The sequence below is a fragment of the Bifidobacterium sp. W8110 genome, assembly GCF_016101375.1.
GTDB lineage: Bacteria > Actinomycetota > Actinomycetes > Actinomycetales > Bifidobacteriaceae > Bombiscardovia > Bombiscardovia asteroides.
This window is the reverse complement of sequence record NZ_JACFQO010000002.1, coordinates 204,595-224,700: the sequence shown is the minus strand read 5'-3', so window position 1 is coordinate 224,700 and position 20,106 is coordinate 204,595. Positions and strand designations below refer to the sequence as shown.

Here is a 20,106-nt window from a genome sequence, read left to right as displayed (position 1 = left end):
GTGAACACCCTTCTCTGGATTCTCCTGGGGCTCATCGCCTTGTGGATGGCACTGCGCTTCCTGCCTGCCGGAGCTGACCGGCACCGCCCTCTGGTAGAGCTGATCGCTCTGATCGACCTGCTGACCGCTCCCCTGTTGGTCATGTTGATATGGACGGTCGTCGCAGGCGCATGGCCCCAATGCCTGCTGGCGCTGATTGAACTTACTCTGGTCAGCTGCCAGCGCCTGCGCTACCGACTACCTCCAGCAGACCGGACCAGTCAATCATCTTCTGGCCATGGGCTGAGCGTCATGACTCTGAACTGCCGCTTCGGCAGGGCCGATCCTGAGGAAATCGTACGTTGCGTGCGCGCCTACGGAGTAGAGGTTCTGGCCCTGCAAGAGGTAAAGGGGAAGCTGCTGGAATCACTTCAGGCTGCAGGCCTGAATCAGCTCCTGCCCTATCTGACACAGGGGACTGCGAGCCCTGACGACAACGGCGGCTACAACGTTATCTTCTCGGCCCGTCAACCCGTTAAAGCCTCGCCTTCGGCTCTCGACCTTCCGGCAGCCGCAGTACCCCTGGTCGAGCTCAAGACCAGCTCCGGACCGATCCGAGTGGCCAGCGTCCATCCCAAATCACCCCAACGAGGCGCCAGACAGTGGGGCATGGGCATCGCTGCCCTGGCCAGGCTGACCCATCCGCCCGTGCCCACCATCATCATGGGCGATTGCAACGCCACCCTGCAGCATCCGACCTTCCGCGCTATGCTGGCCGAATCCGGGCTGCATGACGCTTCTTTGCACCTGAAAGCCGGCAGCCACCTGACTTTCCCCTCGGCAAGCGCGCTGCCCTCGTTGATCGAAATCGACCATATTCTGACGGACGGCAACCTGGTCCCACAATCCATGCGTGCCCTCCGAATTTTAGGCAGCGACCACCGAGCTCTAGTGGCCCATCTGGCTCTGCCGCGTCGGCTCTGAACACCATGCAGCCTCGCCACCCGCCATATCCCAAGGGTGAGGTATACTTTTGCTGTTATTCATGTCCGGAGGAGCCCTCTCATTCCGACGGTCGTGAGGAACACGCCAGGAGCGCCACCATGCCCCACATGGAGACGCCGCCGGGCACACCAAGTACCAAGGAGAGCCGTTTTGGCAACCAGAATTCGTCTGAAGAGAATGGGCAAGAAGTTCTACCCCTTCTACCGCGTGGTCGTGGTCGATTCCCGCAAGAAGCGCGATGGCAAGGTCATTGAGGAGATCGGCACCTACGATCCCAACACCCAGCCCTCTTCAATCAAGATCGACTCCGAGCGCGCCCAGTACTGGCTGGGTGTAGGCGCTCAGCCAAGTGACCCTGTCTTCAACCTTCTGAAGATCACCGGTGACTGGCAGAAGTTCAAGGATCTGCCCGGCAAGGAAGGCACTCTGAAGGTGCCCCAGGCCGAGATCGATGCCCAGGCCCGCATCGAGCAGGCACAGAACGAAGCTCAGAAGCTCAAGGCTGCCAAGTCCGAGGCTGACGCCAAGGCCAAGGCCCAGGCGGAGAAGGAAGCCCCCAAGGCCGATGAGTCGGCAGATGCCGCCCAGGCCGAGCAGGCAGCTGAGTAAGGCACATTCATCAAGGATTGGAAGGACCGGCTATCATGCTTGCACAGGCCGTTGAGCACCTGATCAGGAACATCGTGGACTTTCCCGATGACGTGTCGGTCAAGTCCCACGAGAACTCTCGCGGAGAACTGTTGCGGGTGCGGGTCAACCCCGAGGACATCGGCCGCGTGATCGGCAGGGGCGGCAGGACCGCCAACGCCATCCGCACCGTGATCCAAGCGCTGGCCGACCACAAGGTGCGCGTCGACATCATGGACGTGCGCCGGTGAGCCCCAGCCGGTCCACCAATCACGACCCGCAGGGTCCGGACCCTCAGCAACGAAGGTTGCTGAGGGTCTGCCGTATCGGCCGCGCCCAAGGACTCAAGGGCGAGGTCAACGTATATGCCTACACCGACGAGCCCGAGCGGCGCTTCGCCCCCGGCTCCCGGTTGCAGACCAAGGACGAACAGGTTTTCACAGTCGTCTCCTCCCGCCGCTTCAAACAGCGTTGGATCGTCCTCTTCAAAGGAGTGGAAGACAGGAACGCCTCCGAAGCACTGAACGGCCTCGAACTATATGTCCAGGCTGATCCAGCCGAGGAGCTGGCGCAGGAGGATGCCTGGTATCCCGAGGATCTGATTGGACTTGAGGTTCGCATGGCCCCGGGCAACTCTCTGGGTGAACCATCCGGACGAGTGGTCGGCCAAGTCAGCGACGTGCTGGACGGTGTAGCCCAGCAGCAGCTGCAGATCCGCATGACCACCAAAGAGAGCGACGAGGAGGCGGAAGGGCTGATACCTTTCGTCGAAGCCTTGGTGCCCCGGGTTGACATTGAGAACGGGTATGTGGCCATCGATCCGCCTGGGGGACTTCTGCCCGGACTGGACTGAACCCATCTTTTAGCAAAACCGTAAGTGGGGAGTCAGCGTCCATCTTCGAGCCGCTGACTCCCCACTTACGGGAAATGCGCCTGCCTAAGCAGGAAATCTTGTTGAGCTACATGTCTTCGACCACCAGATAGGTCATATCCAGGGGGCCATGCACGCCCACCACAATCACCATCTCGATGTCGCCGGTGTTGGAGGGGCCGGTGATGAAGTTGATGTTGGAGGTCTTGAGCTCGCCTGAGACCAGGGCCGGATCATAGTAGTCCATGGCCTGCCGGGTTCGGGGTAGGATCTTGGACTTGCGAATGATGCTCAGATAGTGCACCGGCAGGAAGTGGAAGGCACGACCCTGACCCGGGGTGGTAGCCACGGTGATGGTGCCTGACTCAGCCAGCAGGAAGTCCGCAAAGGCGATGGCCGTACCTGACTCGTCGGCGGTCTTGATGTTCTCCTCGCGGCTGGCCCCCGGCTTCCAGAAAGTGGCAGGCGGGTTCAGGCCATCCCTCCACTCCTCCAGTCCGAAGTCTGCGAACAAGTCGGAAGTGGGCAGCATTACATGGTCGCTGTCGTCCTTGCGCGAATCGATGAACTCATTCAGGGCAGTGGGAAGCTCAGCCTTGGTGCAGGTGCGGAAGTCCACATGGACAGCCTCGCTGCTCTTCCGGGCGATCTCCAGCAGCTCATCCTGGGTGTGGCCAGACAGGGTGGTCTCCGGTAAATCGTTGACCGGCACCAGAGGATGATCTTTGAGCTGGTGGCGGGGCCGTCCGCTCTTCTTGGCCAGATAGTCCAGGAATACCTCACGATCGGTCATGCCTGCTGCTCCTTCTTGTGATGAGCGAACCAACTGCGGAAGTTCTGCCCGTGCTTGGGCGGATCCGGCAGATCACGCACCTTGGTCCATCCGCCGAAGACGAAAGGCATCCATTCCACATGCCGGTCACTGGCAAAGAGGTTCTTGGCCGTCTCCGGCTGCTTCTTGGATATGGGCGTCAGCATGGTGTGATCCAGCCCCAGGGCAGTGCGGAAGAGCGAGGAGTGGCCGGTTCCCAGACCCATGACCCTCATGACCGTGTCGTCAATCAGATTGGCCTTGGACTGGTCGTCCATCATGATCCGCCTGTGCTCAATCATGAGCTGATGCAGGGGAATCTTGACCGGACAGGTGGCCGTGCATGCTGCGCACAGACTGCAGGCGTAGGGCAGATCTCCGAAGTCGTCGTAGCCACCGTCCAGCACCGGCGAGAGCACCGAACCCACCGGACCCGGATAGATGGATCCGTAGCCGTGACCGCCGATGTGCCGGTAAATGGGGCAGACATTCAGGCAGGAGGCGCAACGGATGCACTGGAGGATGGGCTCGAAGACCGTTCCCAGGGCGTTTGAGCGCCCGTTGTCCAGAATGACCACATAGACATCGTCCGGTCCGTCCGACTCCTGGCCGGTGCGTGGCGCAGTGTAGGTCAGGTAGGATGTCAGCTTCTGGCCGACAGCGGACCGGGCCAACATGTTGTCCATGGTCTCGGCCTCCTTCATGGTCGGCACCAGGCGCTCCATACCCATGACCACAACCTGGGTCTTGGGGATGCACATGGCCAGGTCGGCGTTGCCCTCGTTGGTCACCAGGTTGATCATGCCCGTGTCAGCCACAGCGAAGTTGCAACCGGTGATGCCCATGTCAGCCTCGAGGAAGTGCTTACGCAGAACCTTGCGGGAGAACCGAGCCATGTGCTGAGGGTCGTTGTCGCCCTTGTAACCCAGCTTCTTCTCGAAAACCTGACGAACCTGCTCGCGATTCTTGTGCAGGGCGGGGAAGACCAGATGTGTGGGCTGATCCCAGTCATCCTCCTCCAGGATGAACTCGGCCAGGTCGGTCTCAAGCACCTCCAGACCGGGCACAGTCATCAGCGTGGGGTCCAGGTTGATCTCGCTGGTCACCATGGACTTGCTCTTGACGACGTGCTTGGCCTTCTTTTCTATGGCGATCTGCTTGATGTACTGGGCAGCCTCATCGTCGGTCTGAGCGAAGAAGACATGGCCGCCGCGCTTCTCCACGTTATCGGCGAACTCCTCCAGGTAGTCAGGCAGATAACGGATGACGTGCTGTCGAATCTGCTCTCCAAGGTCGCGCCATTGTTCCCAGTTGCCCAGTTCCTGACGGGCGGCCTCCCGCTTGACCCACTGCGCATCCTGAGCCTTGGCAACGGCCTGTTGGGCGAATTTATCCTGTTCGGACTCTTTGACCCTGGTCAGGAAGGGAGCCTTGCTGGTCCTCAGATATTGCGCGGCCTTCTTGCCGTTGACCATGCTGCTCATACCAGAGCCCCCTCTTTCTTGGCAGCCCTGTCGGAGCCCACGGCCCCATCGCCAGCAGAGCGGCCTTCCACATACTTGACGCGACTCATGTCCACGTTGTGATTGAGCACCTCAGCCAGGTGCATGATGGTGATCTTCTCGCCACGCCGGTTGAAACGACCGCCGATGTTCATCAGGCAGCCCGGATCGCAGGAGATGAGGACGCTGGCCTTGGTGCTGAGCACGTCGTTTACCTTCTCATCGACCATCTGCTTGGAGATCTCGGGCTCCTTCATGGAGAACATGCCGCCGAATCCGCAGCAGTTCTCGATGTGGGGCAGGGGGACCATGGTCAGTCCCTTGACATGGTCCAGCAGAACGAAGGGGCTGGTCCGCTCCCCCAGCAGCCGGGTCATGTGGCATGAGCGGTGGTAGGTGGCCACAGCGTCGAGTTCGGCGCCGGCATCCAGCACACCCAGCACCCGGTAGAGGAACTGCGAGAACTCATAGGTCTTGTCAGCCATGGTCTGGGCCTTGGCTGCATAGACCGGGTCGGCCCGCAAATGGAAGGGCAGCTCCTTGAGCATATTCACGCAGGAGCCTGCCGGACCCACGATGTAGTCGGCATCCACGCTCAGCAGGGCATCGACCTCGTTGCGCATGACCTGCATGCTCTCCTTGACATACCCGCTGTTGAATGTGGGCTGGGCGCAGCAGATCTGCTCCTTGGGTAGATAGGTGTCACAGCCGAACCGCTCCAGCACCTCCACCATGGCCTTCCCCACGTTCGGAAACATGAGGTCCACCACGCAGGTGGAGAATATCACTACTTTCATTACCGCACCTCTCTACAACCTTGTACCCCAGGTCCGAATCATCTCCGGATCGCGGAGAAACCCAACATCACTTGAACCCCTAATCCTTCCAGGGCATCGCTGCCTTGCGACCGACCCGCCCACGCGGACACCGATGTGCAATCCTGAAAGGACCCATCATTATCATGGTCTCGACCTGGAATTCGCACCCTAGGGAATCGCCCGCCCTCAGCTTTTGAACGTGTGAGATTTACCACATCTATGCTACCACTGCGGTCTGGGAATCTTTGGCATGTCAAGGATGGTAGGTGATTGGCCGATTCGCTACAGTGGAGTCAGACCCTGCGCGGCCATTCTCGTGAAAGGGGCAATCGGCGCATGTCCAACCACCTGCAACTCCTCCTGCTCTATGCACCCGCCATCATCTTCGGTCTGCTCTTCCTCTGGGACCTGCACAAAGAACCACGACAGTTCCGCAATGCCATCTGGTTCCTGCTCCTGCTGCTGACCCTGGGCGGAGCGCTCCTTCTGCAGTTCGGGATGCGCTGGCTGATCCTGCCCCTGATCATCCTTCTCATCGCCGCCCCCCTGCTGGTGATCTGCTTCCTGCTGGCCAACACGGTCATTGTCATCCGACACGAGGGGGTCTCCCTGACCACTCTGTTGCCCGGACTGCTGGCACTGGCCGTGGTGGCCTACATGATTCTTTCGCCCCTCCTGGCTGGGTTTGGCGCCCCCTCATGGCTGCAGAAGCTGGCCGGGCTGATCGACCTGGAAGCCACCTGGTTCTTCTTCTCCTTCCTGGCCTTGCTGCTCTATTCCAACTTTTACAGGATGCTGCCCCGCAAGCGTCGCTACGATTACATCATCATCCACGGAGCAGGCCTGCGCGGCGAAGAGCCCACGCCTCTGCTCCGGGGACGACTGGACAAGGCTGTGGACCTCTGGAAACGACAGGGACGAAACGGGCGCTTCGTAGTCTCCGGCGGTCAGGGTCCCGACGAGGTCATCAGCGAGGCCAGGGCCATGGCTCAATATTTGCGCAACTCCTGTGGGGTACCAGCCGAGACCATCATCATGGAGGACAGGTCGACAACAACCCTGGAGAATCTGCGCTACTCCAAGCAGATTCTGGATAACCGCTACGAGAAGGGCACCGGACCAGAGCATTACCGGGTGGCCCTGGTCACCAGCGACTACCACGTCTTCCGAGCCAGCGAATACGCCAGCAAGGTCGGACTGAATGCTGATGGAATCGGCTCGCACACCAAGGGCTACTACTGGCCGACTGCCTTCATCCGGGAGTTCGTTGCCATCACCCGCATGCACTGGTGGCCCTACCTGGTCCTTGCACTAGGCTGGGCCGCCTGGGTCGGCATCTCACTGCTGAATTAAAACCACTGCCTTCCAGAGGGAATCAGAGGTCATACAACCTGAACCTCGCCCTTATCCTGACGGGCCAGGCTGCGCTCCAAGAACCAGGCCACCAGAAGGATGACCAGAACGATGAGAAAGACGAAAACGAAAGCCCAAACGGCTCCGAACTGGAAGGCCTGAGCGCCGGCATGAATCCCTCTGGCCTTGGGCACTCCCGTGATTATGGCGGCCAGAACGCCGGTCGAGGCGGCACCTGAATACTGCTGAAGGGTGTTGAAGAGCGCATTACCGTCAGGCACCAGTTTGGCTGGGATATGTTGCAGCCCAACTGTAAGCAGGTTGTTGAAGACGCAGGCCTGACCGACCATGTAGCAGGCGTAGAGAAGAATCATCAGCGGAACGGACAAGTGTCGGCTGAAGACCAGGAAGCCTGAGGCCGAGAGGAAGAAGGCGACGCTTCCCACCGCCAGCAGTCCACGCAGACCATGGCCATCCAAGTAGCCGCCTGTGATGGGCTGGCAGAGGGCGGAGAGCAGGCTTCCCGGCAGCAGAAGCAAGCCAGCCACGGTAGAGGTCTCCCCCAGGACGGACTGGGCCATGTTGGGCAGGATGAATGTCAGGCCAATTTGAACGAACTGAACCAGGAAGTAGAGAATCAGGGCAAGGGTGAAGGTACGGTTCCGGAAGACCGCGATGTTGATCAGCCTGGTGCGCTGATGCGCAAGGGTCCAGCTTCCTGCAGCAAGGGCCAGAACACCAATGAACAAGGACAGCCAGGTAACAGGGCCATGAACATCCAGGGTGCTCAGCCCCAGGGTCAGCCCAGTCAGAAAGACGCCCAGAAGAAGGAACTGGAGCCATGCGAAGGGGCCGACATGGGCGCTCTCCTTGTCAACTGAGATGAGTGCGATGATTCCGAAGACCAGCTCGATGGGCAGCACAATCAGGAAGATGGCCCGCCAGGACAGGGCCTGGATAACGGCTCCACCAAAGGTCGGGCCCAGGGAGGGTGCCAGGGCCACAGCCATGCCGGCGCTGCCCACGTAACGACCCTGGATGTGAAGAGGAACCTTTTTCATGATCAACGAAAACACCAAGGGAAGAGCGATACCGGTGCTGATGCCTTGCAGGAGGCGCCCCACCATAAGAACAGGAAAGCTTGGAGCGAAGATGCACATCAGGTCGCTGCCCAGGAATATTCCCACGCTGGCCAGAATCAATGCGCGGGTCGTGAATGAATGTTCCAGCCAGGCGGCGGCCAGAACCGTCAAGGCCACCACCAGCAGATAGCCGGTAGTCAGCCATTGGACTGTGCCCAGTCCTGTTTTGAAGTACTGCGTCATCTCCGGAAAAGTGACGTTGAGCGAGGTCTCCAAAAGGACCCCGCAGAAAGCGAGCCCGGCAGTGCCGGTAATCAGCAGTTTTGTTCTCTTATCAACATGGTCGACCATGGACCGTCCGCTCCTAACGCATCAGACTGTTCACATAGCCATCTCCACGGATCCGTACGGCATGGCATCATCCGATGCCACTCTCATTGCTGTTTGCGCAACGGTTATAGCTCTCTGGCTGCGTTGATGACATCTTCCAAGGTGGCGCCGGGCTGACAACCACATGCCGAGAAGAGCCTGTTTACATCCACAACCTTTGAAGACCCAGTTAGTGTAGCACCCACTGGCGTACCAATCCGTGCACACGCCTGACCTGAACAGGCTTGGGTAGAGTTGGTGACATGCAAATCGATATCGTCTCTGTCTTCCCCGAGTATTTTGGCGTAACTGGACTCAGTCTGCTAGGCAAGGCCCAGGAGAAAGGGCTGGTGACCATACGCGCCCACAATCTACGCGACTGGACCCATGACGTGCACCACTCCGTGGATGATACCCCGGTAGGCGGCGGAGCTGGCATGGTCATGAAACCGGAAGTCTGGGGCCAGTGCCTGGACGACCTGCTGGATATGCCAGACGAATCGACTCAGCAACAGCCGTCCACGGACCAGACAGCCGGCACCGCTGATGCTGAAGAACAAAAAGAAGCAATGAAGAGTTCCGGCGACAAAAGCGATGGCATAGTAGCCGAGGCGGATTCATCTGCGAACAGCCACGAGGCGGGCCTGGCCGGACCAATCCTGATCTTCCCCAACCCATCCGCGCCTCTGTTCACCCAGGCCGACGCGACCGAGCTGTCACGGACGAAGAGGCTGATATTCGGCTGCGGCCGCTACGAAGGCTATGACGCGCGCATCCCCGACTACTACCGGAATCAAGGGGTCGACGTTCGTGAGTACTCCATTGGCGACTACGTGCTCAATGGGGGCGAGGTGGCCGTCTCGGTCATGCTGGAGGCCATCACCCGGCTCCTGCCCGGCTTCATGGGCAATCCTGAATCCATCGTGCAAGAGTCCTACACAGGAGATGAACCCCTGCTGGAATATCGCCAGTACACACGCCCCACCACCTGGCGTGGCATGGCCGTGCCCGAGATACTGACCAGCGGCGACCACGGAAAGGTGGACCGGTTACGGCGCGACGAGGCCATCAGACGAACCAGTCAGATTCGTCCCGACCTGATCGCCCGATTGGACTGCACCACCCTCGATAAGCATGACCGCCGTCTCTTGGAAGACCTGGGTTGGCGAGCTTCTGGAACCCATCCGGTCCGACAGGGTACGAATGAATAGGAAGACGTTCAGCTGATACAGCAAACTCATACCCAAAAATTGTCTTAACGGGTTCATGATTTCGGTAAAAATCCGAGAGGTAAGTTACCCGGAGGTTCCAGGAAGCATAAAACATACAAATTAACATATTTGCTAGGCTGTCTTAGCCCTTTTTCCATCCTGACTCTGGTACCAGTCTGTTTCCAACTCAGAATCATTATCTAGTAAGGCTGATGGTACCCTCGCAACTTGAATTGGTGATCTGCCAGACTAAGACAGCTGTGTACCCGATTGCGGTTACCAGCTCTTGAACTGTTGGCAGCAAGGCAGACGGTCTCCGTCAAGGACACTATAATAATGTTTAAAATTGTTCTTTTTTGGGTTCCCTCGACACTCGTTGTGAAACGTAAAAAACAATGCCCGTCCTTAGGAACAGCGTAAAGTCAATGCGGTCAAGGCCTTAGAGAGAGCCCTATGGCATCGTTGTCGAAGAAGTCCTTCCAGATATTGTTGCTCAGTCAGATAGCTTCCTTTTCTTTGCTTTGCAACATCATGGCGTGCAGAACTGTTATCTGCACATACATGCACACGTTAACCAAGCCGCCTATTATCATTTCGACATCATTGCATATTTTGATCGCATTCTTGCGAGTTGTCGTCTCTTTAGTGGATATAGCGGTACAACCTGGACTTGGTGCATTTGCTCGCAGACCATATCCCCCCCACCTGCATAAAGTCCGCAAGTCGGCTTTATGACAACGATAATTTCTTAACTCTACTATCCCTATCTGTGCCCCCGCGTAAGCACCTCTAGAAGTGTGCGTGTGTTCCTTTTCAAATACCGATCCCCCCCCCCTGGCGTCCAATCAACATCCGCCAAGACTCTATTACGGCCATGTCACCAGGTCTGGAAACCTGACTATTCAATCGAAATTAGGATCATCGCCTTACCCGCGATACATCAAAAAGCTACATCTCATATTCCGTTTCGATATCAGAACCTCCGTTATTAGCTACGGCTATGGAAATGACCGCCCGCTCTCCTCCAATGTGCCCACCCTTCATGTATGAGGTTAAGAAAACAAAGTATCGTGTTGTGAAAGATTGTGATATCTTTAACAAGTAATCACACAGTAAAGGAGCTGTTATGGATATAAAGCAACATAGAATTTCTGACATCGAAGCGGTCGGAGCTTTTCTCATTGTGCGGAAATCGTCTGCGGAGTCAGCATATGCGATTGCAAGCACCGCTATCGACAGTGGCTTGCGAGCAGTTGAAATCGCCTACGGGACACCCGATGCACTAGAAGTAATCGAAAAGTTAGCAAATAAGTACCCATCGGAGGATGTGCTAATTGGAGCAGGGACAGTTATTGACCACCATGGCGCCGCTGCGGCTGTTGATCACGGAGCAAAACTCCTGGTGAGCCCATATTCAGTTCCTGAAGTCATGGAAGTGGCTGAACGGTTCCAATGCGTGTCAATAGGAGGAGCCTTTACTCCGACGGAAATGATGAAGGTACTGGCCATGGGCGGGGACATAGTCAAGCTCTTCCCTGCAGAATCCTTGGGACCCGCTTATGTCAAGTCCATCCATGCCCCACTTCCCCAGATACCAATCTCGCCCACAGGCAAAGTCGATGCGGACAATATCGGGCAATGGCTTGATGCGGGAGCTGTCTGCGCCGGTATCGGGGGGTACATCACCAACGCGCCATCCTTGGACGAGGCTTCCCTCGCAACAAAGCGAATTATCACCGCAGTCAAAGACTGGAGGGCAAAAAAGGAAGAGCAAAACAGCCAGCAATAGTCATAAAAGTGTATGGAACTTGCAATCACAGATGACTGTAGCGTTCCAACACCAAATGAAGGAATAGATGGAATCCGCGGGGGAATTCCACATTGCTAATTTCATAAGGAAGTGAAAGAAAGCATGCAAAACCAAAATCACCAGTCTCCTGCACTCACAACAGACGAAACATCCGGCGCGCAAATAGATGTTCAAGCAAGACGCAGGAAACTCGAAACCTACGGATGGTGGATGGTGGCCATCATCACCCTGGGCGGCGTCATCAACTATCTTGATCGTTCCACTCTATCCATCGGCAATACAACTATTCAGGGCCAGCTAGGCTTCACAACCATCCAGATGGGCCTGCTCCTATCGGCATTTTCATGGCCATACGCCTTGGCCAACCTACCAGGAGGTTTCCTTATTGATAGGTTCGGCCCCAAAAAAGTATTTCTGGGATGTATTGCCGGGTGGTCAATCGTTGCTGTTTTAACTGGATTCGTCTCTAGTTTCGTTTCCTTCTACATTGCCAGGGTCTTCCTAGGTATCGCCGAGGCTCCCTTCTTCGCCGCGGGGCTGAAAGCGGCTCAGTATTGGTTCAACGCCAAGGACAGATCCATGCCCGTTAGCGTGATCAATACTGGCTCTCAGATCGGCAACGCAATCGGCCCGCCCTTGCTGACCGCCCTTCTGGTCGCTTTCAGCTGGAGAACCATGTTCATCATTGTAGGCGTGGCCGGACTTGTGATTGCCATACTTTGGTGGTTCTTCTATCGGGATCCTTCCGAAGCAGAAGAGAAGATCATCATGTCGGGTTCAGAGGAGGAAAATGAGGCAGAGACACCCTCAAAGAGCAAGCACGCCGTCAGGGAGTGGCTATCCCTGTGGAAACTGCCCAATACCTGGTATATGACCATTGGCTGCTTCATGATTTTCTACACGGTATGGGTCTATATAACCTGGCTTCCCGGCTATCTGGAAAAGGCCCGTGGTCTTTCTCTAAAGGGTACCGGATGGGCTGCGGCTGTTCCCTATATCTTTGGCATCCTTGGCGTTCTCTTTGGTGGTTGGATCAGCAAAAGATTCATCACAAGAGGAATGAAACCCATTGTCGCGAGGAAAATTCCCATTGTTGGCGGAGCCGTACTTTCAGCTTGCGCCGTGGCACCAATCGCGTATGTTGATTCCTTCGGGCTATCAATGGTTCTTCTCTGCATCGGATACTTCGGAGCCCAAGTTCCCATCGGATGCATCTGGACTCTCGCAGCTGACGTGGCGGACAGCAACCAGGTTGCCTCTTTGGGATCTATACAGAACTTCGGTGGCTTCCTAGGAGCTGCTGTTGCACCAATAGTAACCAGCTACATACTGACTAAAACGGGCGGCAGCTTCAACCTTGTCTTCGTTGTAGGAGCCATTGCATTGATTCTCGGAGCCTTCTTCTATGGGGTTATGGTCAAAGACCGTCGCACAGCGTCTGTTGCAGGAGAGTGAAGCGACGATGACCAAGGCCGTTTTCATCCTCGGGAGAGCTTGTTCGGGTAAGACAACTCTGGCTCTTGCTATGGCACATAAAGCCAGAGCTGTTTACCTGGACAAGGACACTATGGTGAGCGAATTCACCAGGCGCATAATGATCCTGGCCGGCGAGCCCGAATTCGCCCGCGACGAGAGCCATTACTACACCAATGTGGTCAGGCCACTCGAATACTCGTCTCTGTTGGCAGTGGGATCATCCAACCTTCAAATTGGCCAAGATGTCATATTCGACGCACCGTTCACACCATATTTGAAAGATAGAGAGTTTCTCGACAAAGTCATAAAGAAACATAAATGGCCCGAACAGGTGGAGTCTTACGTCGTCTACGTCGAAACCACCAAATCTGAACTCCAAAAAAGAATGAGAACCAGAAATCTGAACAGAGATTCCTGGAAACTCAAAAACTGGGATCGGTATTGGGAAGGTAGCGCGCTCCCGCCACCGGAATGGGCAGGTTCACAACTCATTCGCTACATCAACGATGCAGAGGCCAAGCCGAAAACTCTCATTTCTAGCATATTTCCAGATTCCGTTTAAAACTCAAAGGAGAGCAATATGAATAAAAAGGCAGCAGTGCTGTGTTTGGATGCCGGTCAAACCGGAGTAAGAGCCTGTATTGGTATTCCCAAGCCCGATGGCAGCGAGGAGCGAATAGACCTACCCGAGAAGCCAGGCATAAAAAACAGCCATCCTCTGATTCCTCAGCTAATTGAACGGACCCACGATGCTTTCCGCATGTTTTCGAGATATCAGAATGAACCAATGAACATCGGCAAAGACACCAAAATTCGCTCAATCTGCGTAGGGTCCTCCGGTCTTCCCAAAGACTGCCGCGCAGAGGACTTCCTGGATGGGGTATCGGATTTGGGCATATCAGAAGTTTTCATGGCACATGATTCGGTAACGGGTTATCTGGCAGCTCTTGGACATGAGCGCTATGGTGCAGTCGTCAGCGCCGGAACCGGCGTGGTCACTCGTGGGGTTGGTCCCCACCTGACCAAACGTGTGGACGGCTGGGGATGGATGATTGGAAATGCCGGCGCCGCTAGCTGGATGGGCAAGCTCGCCTTGGAAGCGGCCATGCGTGCTTACGACGGTCGCGGACCGCAGACTGGGCTAACTAAGGTAGCTGAAGAGCGCTTCGGACGACTTGACAAAATATATTTGAAGCTGTATTCGGATGACCAAAGCACCAAGCATCTGGGAAGCATGGCTGAAGACGTGACCAGGCTGGCCGGTGAAGATGCCGTTGCCTTTGAAATCTGCTCAAAAGCTTCAAAGGAACTGGCAATATCCGCATATACAGCTTTAAGAGAAGCGGGTGTGGATAAATATCCCGACATTGCAGTCAGCGGTCGCGGCAGCGTATTTAATTCACGATTCATTTCGAATCACTTCACCATGTATATTCGTTCCATGGTGCCTGATGCCACCATCATCGATCCTATTGGAGACCCACTGTCCGGAGCCAGGCAACTTGGCTATATTGAGCCGGACAATCCCCTGCACAGCCTGATAGCGCACGCGACCAAGTAAGCAGAAAGTGCCGGGGATATAAAGACTCTCCGGCACTTCTATCGCTCACATTCAGAATTAGAAACAGCCGAATACCTCGTAAAGGCAATGAAATTCAATCCCGATAATCACAAACAATCACTATTTTTTACAAAATAGTATCTTTGTTGACAATAAATAGAAGCTGACCCCTATTATTGAAGATATGCGAAAAAAGAAAAGTGAAGCGCTGATTCCTGCAGAGCGTCACAAAAAAATACTCAATTATCTCTCGCATGAAAACATCCTTAGCATTAAAAAACTCACAGAATTACTCAATGTTTCACATATGACGGTCCGCAGAGACATTGCGACGTTGATCGAAGAAGGCAAGGTTACTCCTATACGCGGCGGGGTGACCTTGTCCGAAAGCGGAAAACCGGTTCCAGCTCCTTTGAAGCGATCTAATAGATCAAACATCAACATATCCTTGAAAAAGGGCATCGCAGAAGTCGCCGCACGCTTTATCAACGATAATTCGATCATCTATCTGGACCCTGGTACAACTACTTATGAATTGATCCCTTATATAAGGCACAAAAAGAACCTGACAGTAGTGTCGAACGATCTTATAATCGTCAATAACCTCATTTCCAGTGACTTCCATCTAATTCATACAGGTGGCGAAATCGACAATCAGACCATGAGCTCAGTCGGTCCCATAGCCATCTCCGCAGTGCAGAACATCAATTTCGACATTTATTTCATGTCAACCCCGGGATGGTCTCTTGAATATGGGGTGACTTCGCCTGACATCGAACGTTCGCAACTCAAACAGGTTGTGCTCGGCAACGCCTTTCAAACAATACTGCTGGCCGATTCAACCAAATACAACTCAATTTCTTTGGCCAAAGTATGCAGTCTCGATCAAGTCGACCACATAGTCACAGACCAAGGGATAGAGAATGCAGTCGCTGAGAAAATCATGCAAACAGGCATCCCACTCCATCTCGCAGCCCCAAACGATGGGGAAATAAAGAAAACAACTTCTCAGGCTGATTCGATGTAGTAAACCGAGGTTTCACCGTAGGACCTGGATTGGGATATAACCCAGGCAACAGGCGGCTCGGGGGGATTCGAACGACCGGAACGTTCCAGGACCATTATTGAATTGGAGCTGACGAATTGTCTTTCAACCAGGCCATTCATAATCTCCTGACAGTCTTCTGTAGGTAGATCGTATGGTGGATCCATAAATATAAGGTTATAAGGTCCTTTCGTTGGATATGACTGACCGGCGGAGAAATCGGTATTCATGCTGGTCTCAAAAGGCCTAATAAAGCGTTCCACTTTGATTCTGCTCACATGTATATCCATATCTGAATTCCAAGCGGGATGATGGGCCAGCTTGGCTGCTGATCTGGACAAAAGCCCAGCGGCACGTCCGGATGACTCAACAGACTCCAGGGAGGAAGCTCCACGTGACAAGGCTTCAAACCCTAGAGCTCCAGTACCTGCATATAGGTCTAGCACCTTGGCTCCGTCCAAGGCACCGAGAGCCTCCAGATGGGAGAATATGGCCTCCTTGGTCCGATCGGTGGTAGGCCGGGTGCCCTTGAGGGCAGCGGGAATGGGGAATCCCTTGAATCGGCCGGCGATGATGTGCATATGGTCCGTTGTCCTTTCAGCTGGAGACCAGGAAACCTTCGTTGCCCCTCATGAAGTCCAGAACGGCGCCAGCCAGCTCGGGCTGCCCGGCCAGGGTAGGGTCTGACTCCAGGAGTTGACCGGCCTGGATGCGGGCACGGGAGATCATGGGCGCATCGGTGACCACCCGCAGAAGCTTCAGCGAGGAATGACCGCCGGATTGGGCATCGCCCAGCACGTCGCCGGCTCCCCTGATGCGAATGTCCTCCTCGGCGATTTTGGCCCCATCGGTGGTGTCGCGAATGACATTAAGCCGCTCTGCAGCCGGGGAATCCGCAGGGGCGCGTGAGATCAGGAAGGCCCAAGAGTCAGTGCCGCCGCGCCCCACCCTGCCGCGCAGCTGATGAAGCTGGGAGAGTCCGAACCGATCGGCATCGAAGATGACAATGCAGGAGGCTTGGGGCACATCCACCCCCACCTCCACCACAGTGGTGGCCACCAGCAAGGGCGTGCGGCCCGAGGCAAAGTCAGCCATGACGGCGTTCTTGGTGGCATCGTCGTCTCGCCCGGTCAGCGTGGCCATGGCGATGCCCTGGAACTGCGGCAAGGCGGCCAGTCGCTGACTCATTTCAGCCACCGAATGCAGTGGCGGACGCTGGCCGTCACCTTGGCCCTCCTCAACCAGCAGTTCAGGCTGGGAGTCAGACCCACCGGATTGACCGGGGCGGTCCGAGGAGGCCGAAGGGTCGTCTTCATCATCAATACGGGCACAGATCACGTAGGCCCTCTCCCCAGCCTCGATCCGTCGACGCAGGTGCAGGAACATAGCGCCCATGGTCGCTCCGTCAGACTCGGCGATGACGTGCGTGCGGACTGGCTTGCGGTTGCTGGGCAGCTCGGTCAGGGCGGAGATGTCAAGATCGCCGAACCAGGTCATGGCGGCTGTACGCGGGATGGGCGTAGCGGTCATGATCAGCAGGTGGGGAACTCGCTCGGATTTGCGACGTAGCTCCTCGCGCTGCTCAACCCCGAAACGATGCTGCTCGTCTATAACGGTCAAGGCCAGGTTGGGAGCCTGGAAGGTCTTGGAGAAGGCCGCGTGGGTGGCGATGACGATGCAGGGACGGCCCGAGGCCGAAACAGCCAGGGCGGAGCGGCGCTGGGCCAGTCTCATACCTCCGGTCAGCAGTACCAGAGGCAGGACCAGCTGATCCGTCATACGGATCATGATGACGTTATCCACAGGCTTATGGCGGCCCGCTACGGCAGTGGCGGTCACATCGGTGCCCATGGCCTTGAGCATGGCGCCGATGGAAGCATAGTGCTGCTCGGCCAGCACCTGGGTAGGAGCCACCAAGACAGCCTGATGGCCAGCCTGGACCGCCTGAAGCATGGCCGCCAGAGCCACCACGGTCTTGCCGGAGCCAACCTCGCCCTGCAGAAGTCGCTGCATGGGCTGATCCTTGGCCATGTCGACGCCTATATCGTCAATGACCTGACGCTGGCCATCGGTCAGTTGGAATGGCAGAGAGTCGATGAAACGGGCGGGCAGGGTATCCGGACGGTCGGCACCCGAATTCGCGCATGGGTAAGTGGGCTGCTCTTGGGTCTGGCGACGGGTCTGCAGAAGCGCCGTCTGCGAGACGAAGGCCTCCTCATAGCGCAGGGTCTTGCGCGCCGCAGCGAAGTCGTCAGGGCTGTCGGGGGCATGCATACCCAAGAGGGCACGGGCACGATGCATCAGCCCTTGGTCGACACGGACCTGCTCGGGCAACACATCAGGTATGGCCCGGCTCAGCGCTTCTAAATCGATGCGGACATCGGCACTGGGCTGCCCCTCTTCGACAGCTCCGACTGCAGGGACAGAGCCAGATGCATCATCGGCATGTGCCAGCAGACGCAGAAAACCCAGAATGACGTCGTGAATATGGTCCGAGGAAATGCGGGAGCTGGCGTGATAGACCGGCCGCGGCCGACGAACGCGCTCCAGAGCCTCGTCAAGGCTGGCCGCATCGGGCCGAGATGCGTCCGCAGAAACCTCCTGATCGGCATTAGCAACAACCAGGGTCTCAGGATGGGTGAACTGGAGCTGGTCCATGTAGACACCGGGCTCACCGGCCACGACCAGATCCGCCCCTACCTGCAGCCGACGGACCATCCAGTCCATATAGGGCTTCTTATGAGAGAAGAAGACCAGCCTGACCGCAAGCGGAGTACCGCCCCGACCGCTGACGAAGGCAGCATCGTCCACCATCACGTCCAGCCGGAAGCCCCGGTGACCGCTCAGAGGCACCAGACGCACCTGGTCCACCCGGGCGGCGAAGGCACAGGGCTCACCCAGCCGAATGCCGGCAATAGTGGTGACCTGCATGGGATCGGTGATGCGGAAAGGATAGTAGGTCAGCGCATCCCCCACCGTGACCACACCCAGAGCCTTGAGAGCGCTCACCCGACGCCTGTTGACCACCAGCGAGGCCACGGTGCTGTGCAGACCAACACGAGCCACTGCCGACATACCCGATCACCTCCAGCAAGCGCCGACCAACATCCCTCAGAATGACAAGAACCCCCGGAGCTTATGCCCCCGGGGGTCCAAACACGACCGACGAACCGCACTCAGGCGGCGATGCGCTGCACCTTGCCGGCCTTGAGGCACTTGACGCAGACACGCAGACGCACGTTCTGACCATCAACGGTGGTGTGCACCGACTGCAGGTTGGGGCGGAAGATGCGCTTGTTCCGGATATGCGAATGAGAAACACTGTAACCGGTCTGCGGGCCCTTGCCGCACACCGCGCAACGAGCTGCCATGATGACTTCCTTTACGTTGTTTTCCAAGTCGTCCCAGGTGTTCTTGCCCGCAACACAAGGCTACGGATGAACACACAACTTTGTTAGACTACTACATTCCGTTAGGTAAGGCAAATTAACGGTCTCAGGCACGCGGAGGCTTGCGGAAGATGCCAATCAGTGATTGGAGCACTCCGCAGAACACCCCGCCGATGATCCAGATGGCCCAGAATGGGATCCGCCAACCGAAGAGGTTGTCATAATTGCCCGAGAAGAGCATGGTCAGGGCCACCAGCGTGCAAAGGCCCATGACGGTTCCGCTGATGGCATTGCTTACCCGGTGCTCGTAACGATAGGTATCCCAGCGACCGTCATCGACGGAATCAACCTGCCTGTTGTAGGCACGAAGGTTCATCATCCTATGGCTTGTTCCAGCGTGGACCAGTAGGAAGACCCCCAGAGCCAGAAGAAGGAAGAAGACAAACCCTCTGACCTGATCGGACCAGCCCCAGATCAGGTATCCGGCAGAGTTGATACCCACATCCAGGAGCACGACAGCCAGACCGCAGACCAACTCCCAGGTAGTCTGCCGATAAACTCGCGAGCGCTCCTCATCGGTATAGAAATCCGCCACATAGGGATGCCTGCGGCGAAAGTCCTTCCTGGTGGAAATCGCCGGTATGAGACAGGCCAAGCCCAGGACGATGCCGATCATCAGAGCAAGAAAGGCCAGACCATTCTGGGCGTCGGTCGGTTGACTGACTCCGGCGAAAAGACCACCAAAAGCCAGTCCCAGCATGATAAGGGCAATTCCGAAAGCCATCCGAAGACTGTAGACATTGCTGAAGGAGGCATAGCCGGTAACGTCTTCCATAGCAGACGGGACAGGCGGCATAGTCGCATGGATTGGCGGAGTCGCCTGGGTGGTTTCCTGATGGTCCGGCCTGGATGCACGCTGCCCGGAACCCGGATGCCGAACATCGCCCAGGACCAGGTCATCAAGGGTGCAGCCGAAGAGGTCACAGATGGCCAGGAGCTTGTCCATCTCAGGATATGCCTTGTCCGACTCCCACTTGGACACCGCCTGACGGGACACCCCCACCAGCATGGCCAGCTGCTCCTGAGTCATGTTGCGCTGCGAACGCAGATACTGCACGTTGGTTCTGAAACTCATATTGTTCTTTCTCCCGATCGGCAGATTGCCGATTCAACCAGCAACGAGGCCATGATGAAACG

19 protein-coding genes are annotated in these 20,106 nt (G+C 56.6%); 11 read left to right on the top strand and 8 right to left on the bottom strand.

Annotated features, from left to right (window positions below; all coding sequences use genetic code 11):
- The 4 genes from H3T88_RS04105 to rimM all read left to right on the top strand — a co-directional run bounded on the left by H3T88_RS04105 (nt 1) and on the right by rimM (nt 2,464).
- Nucleotides 1-963, top strand: a complete 963-nt coding sequence (locus H3T88_RS04105) for an endonuclease/exonuclease/phosphatase family protein (RefSeq protein WP_198203653.1) — start codon at nt 1-3, stop codon at nt 961-963.
- 171 nt (nt 964-1,134) lie between these two features.
- On the top strand, nt 1,135-1,593 hold the full coding sequence (gene rpsP, locus H3T88_RS04100) for a 30S ribosomal protein S16 (protein ID WP_045923945.1): 459 nt from the start codon (nt 1,135-1,137) through the stop codon (nt 1,591-1,593).
- 35 nt (nt 1,594-1,628) lie between these two features.
- Complete coding sequence (locus tag H3T88_RS04095) at nt 1,629-1,862, top strand: RNA-binding protein (protein ID WP_015021362.1); 234 nt, start codon at nt 1,629-1,631, stop codon at nt 1,860-1,862.
- Nucleotides 1,859-2,464, top strand: coding sequence for a ribosome maturation factor RimM (gene rimM / locus H3T88_RS04090; protein ID WP_110416829.1), 606 nt, complete (start codon nt 1,859-1,861; stop codon nt 2,462-2,464). The genes H3T88_RS04095 and rimM overlap by 4 nt, the downstream gene beginning before the upstream one ends.
- Nucleotides 2,465-2,570: 106 nt before the next feature.
- Here the strand turns inward: rimM and H3T88_RS04085 are convergent, their stop codons facing one another.
- The 3 genes from H3T88_RS04085 to H3T88_RS04075 are packed head-to-tail and all read right to left on the bottom strand — an operon-like array spanning nt 2,571 to nt 5,592.
- On the bottom strand, nt 2,571-3,275 hold the full coding sequence (locus tag H3T88_RS04085; protein ID WP_015021360.1) for a LutC/YkgG family protein: 705 nt from the start codon (nt 3,273-3,275) through the stop codon (nt 2,571-2,573).
- Complete coding sequence (locus tag H3T88_RS04080; RefSeq protein WP_015021359.1) at nt 3,272-4,777, bottom strand: LutB/LldF family L-lactate oxidation iron-sulfur protein; 1,506 nt, start codon at nt 4,775-4,777, stop codon at nt 3,272-3,274. Before H3T88_RS04080 ends, H3T88_RS04085 begins: the two co-directional genes overlap by 4 nt.
- Nucleotides 4,774-5,592 (bottom strand): (Fe-S)-binding protein, encoded by an 819-nt coding sequence (locus tag H3T88_RS04075; RefSeq protein ID WP_015021358.1) that lies wholly within the window; start codon nt 5,590-5,592, stop codon nt 4,774-4,776. The genes H3T88_RS04080 and H3T88_RS04075 overlap by 4 nt, the downstream gene beginning before the upstream one ends.
- 291 nt (nt 5,593-5,883) lie before the next feature.
- On the opposite strand from H3T88_RS04075, the gene H3T88_RS04070 reads away from it, so the two are divergent.
- Complete coding sequence (locus H3T88_RS04070) at nt 5,884-6,966, top strand: YdcF family protein (protein WP_015021357.1); 1,083 nt, start codon at nt 5,884-5,886, stop codon at nt 6,964-6,966.
- 29 nt (nt 6,967-6,995) lie between these two features.
- Here H3T88_RS04070 and H3T88_RS04065 read toward each other — a convergent pair whose 3' ends face one another.
- The gene (locus H3T88_RS04065; protein WP_198203652.1) at nt 6,996-8,399 is read right to left on the bottom strand and encodes an MFS transporter; all 1,404 of its coding nucleotides are present in this window, start codon (nt 8,397-8,399) and stop codon (nt 6,996-6,998) included.
- Between the two features lie 281 nt (nt 8,400-8,680).
- On the opposite strand from H3T88_RS04065, the gene trmD reads away from it, so the two are divergent.
- The 6 genes from trmD to H3T88_RS04035 all read left to right on the top strand — a co-directional run bounded on the left by trmD (nt 8,681) and on the right by H3T88_RS04035 (nt 15,502).
- On the top strand, nt 8,681-9,628 hold the full coding sequence (trmD, locus tag H3T88_RS04060; RefSeq protein WP_198203651.1) for a tRNA (guanosine(37)-N1)-methyltransferase TrmD: 948 nt from the start codon (nt 8,681-8,683) through the stop codon (nt 9,626-9,628).
- A 1,126-nt stretch (nt 9,629-10,754) separates the two neighbouring features.
- Nucleotides 10,755-11,417: a bifunctional 4-hydroxy-2-oxoglutarate aldolase/2-dehydro-3-deoxy-phosphogluconate aldolase gene (locus tag H3T88_RS04055; protein ID WP_015021354.1), complete on the top strand. Its 663-nt coding sequence runs from the start codon at nt 10,755-10,757 to the stop codon at nt 11,415-11,417.
- Nucleotides 11,418-11,540: 123 nt separating this feature from the next.
- Nucleotides 11,541-12,893 carry an MFS transporter gene (locus H3T88_RS04050; protein WP_099327363.1) on the top strand — a complete coding sequence of 451 codons (1,353 nt, stop codon included), beginning with the start codon at nt 11,541-11,543 and terminating at the stop codon, nt 12,891-12,893.
- A 7-nt stretch (nt 12,894-12,900) separates the two neighbouring features.
- Nucleotides 12,901-13,476, top strand: coding sequence for an AAA family ATPase (locus H3T88_RS04045; RefSeq protein ID WP_198203650.1), 576 nt, complete (start codon nt 12,901-12,903; stop codon nt 13,474-13,476).
- Between the two features lie 18 nt (nt 13,477-13,494).
- Complete coding sequence (locus H3T88_RS04040; RefSeq protein WP_198203649.1) at nt 13,495-14,475, top strand: N-acetylglucosamine kinase; 981 nt, start codon at nt 13,495-13,497, stop codon at nt 14,473-14,475.
- Nucleotides 14,476-14,659: 184 nt separating this feature from the next.
- On the top strand, nt 14,660-15,502 hold the full coding sequence (locus H3T88_RS04035; protein ID WP_015021350.1) for a DeoR/GlpR family DNA-binding transcription regulator: 843 nt from the start codon (nt 14,660-14,662) through the stop codon (nt 15,500-15,502).
- Here the strand turns inward: H3T88_RS04035 and H3T88_RS04030 are convergent.
- The 4 genes from H3T88_RS04030 to H3T88_RS04015 all read right to left on the bottom strand — a co-directional run bounded on the left by H3T88_RS04030 (nt 15,484) and on the right by H3T88_RS04015 (nt 20,044).
- Nucleotides 15,484-16,101 (bottom strand): RsmD family RNA methyltransferase, encoded by a 618-nt coding sequence (locus tag H3T88_RS04030; protein ID WP_015021349.1) that lies wholly within the window; start codon nt 16,099-16,101, stop codon nt 15,484-15,486. The genes H3T88_RS04035 and H3T88_RS04030 overlap by 19 nt on opposite strands.
- Nucleotides 16,102-16,117: 16 nt before the next feature.
- Nucleotides 16,118-18,595 carry an ATP-dependent DNA helicase RecG gene (locus H3T88_RS04025; protein WP_198203648.1) on the bottom strand — a complete coding sequence of 826 codons (2,478 nt, stop codon included), beginning with the start codon at nt 18,593-18,595 and terminating at the stop codon, nt 16,118-16,120.
- Between the two features lie 101 nt (nt 18,596-18,696).
- Nucleotides 18,697-18,891: a 50S ribosomal protein L28 gene (gene rpmB, locus H3T88_RS04020; protein ID WP_015021347.1), complete on the bottom strand. Its 195-nt coding sequence runs from the start codon at nt 18,889-18,891 to the stop codon at nt 18,697-18,699.
- Nucleotides 18,892-19,015: 124 nt separating this feature from the next.
- Nucleotides 19,016-20,044 (bottom strand): helix-turn-helix transcriptional regulator, encoded by a 1,029-nt coding sequence (locus H3T88_RS04015; RefSeq protein ID WP_110416820.1) that lies wholly within the window; start codon nt 20,042-20,044, stop codon nt 19,016-19,018.
- Between the last annotated feature and the right edge of the window lie 62 nt (nt 20,045-20,106).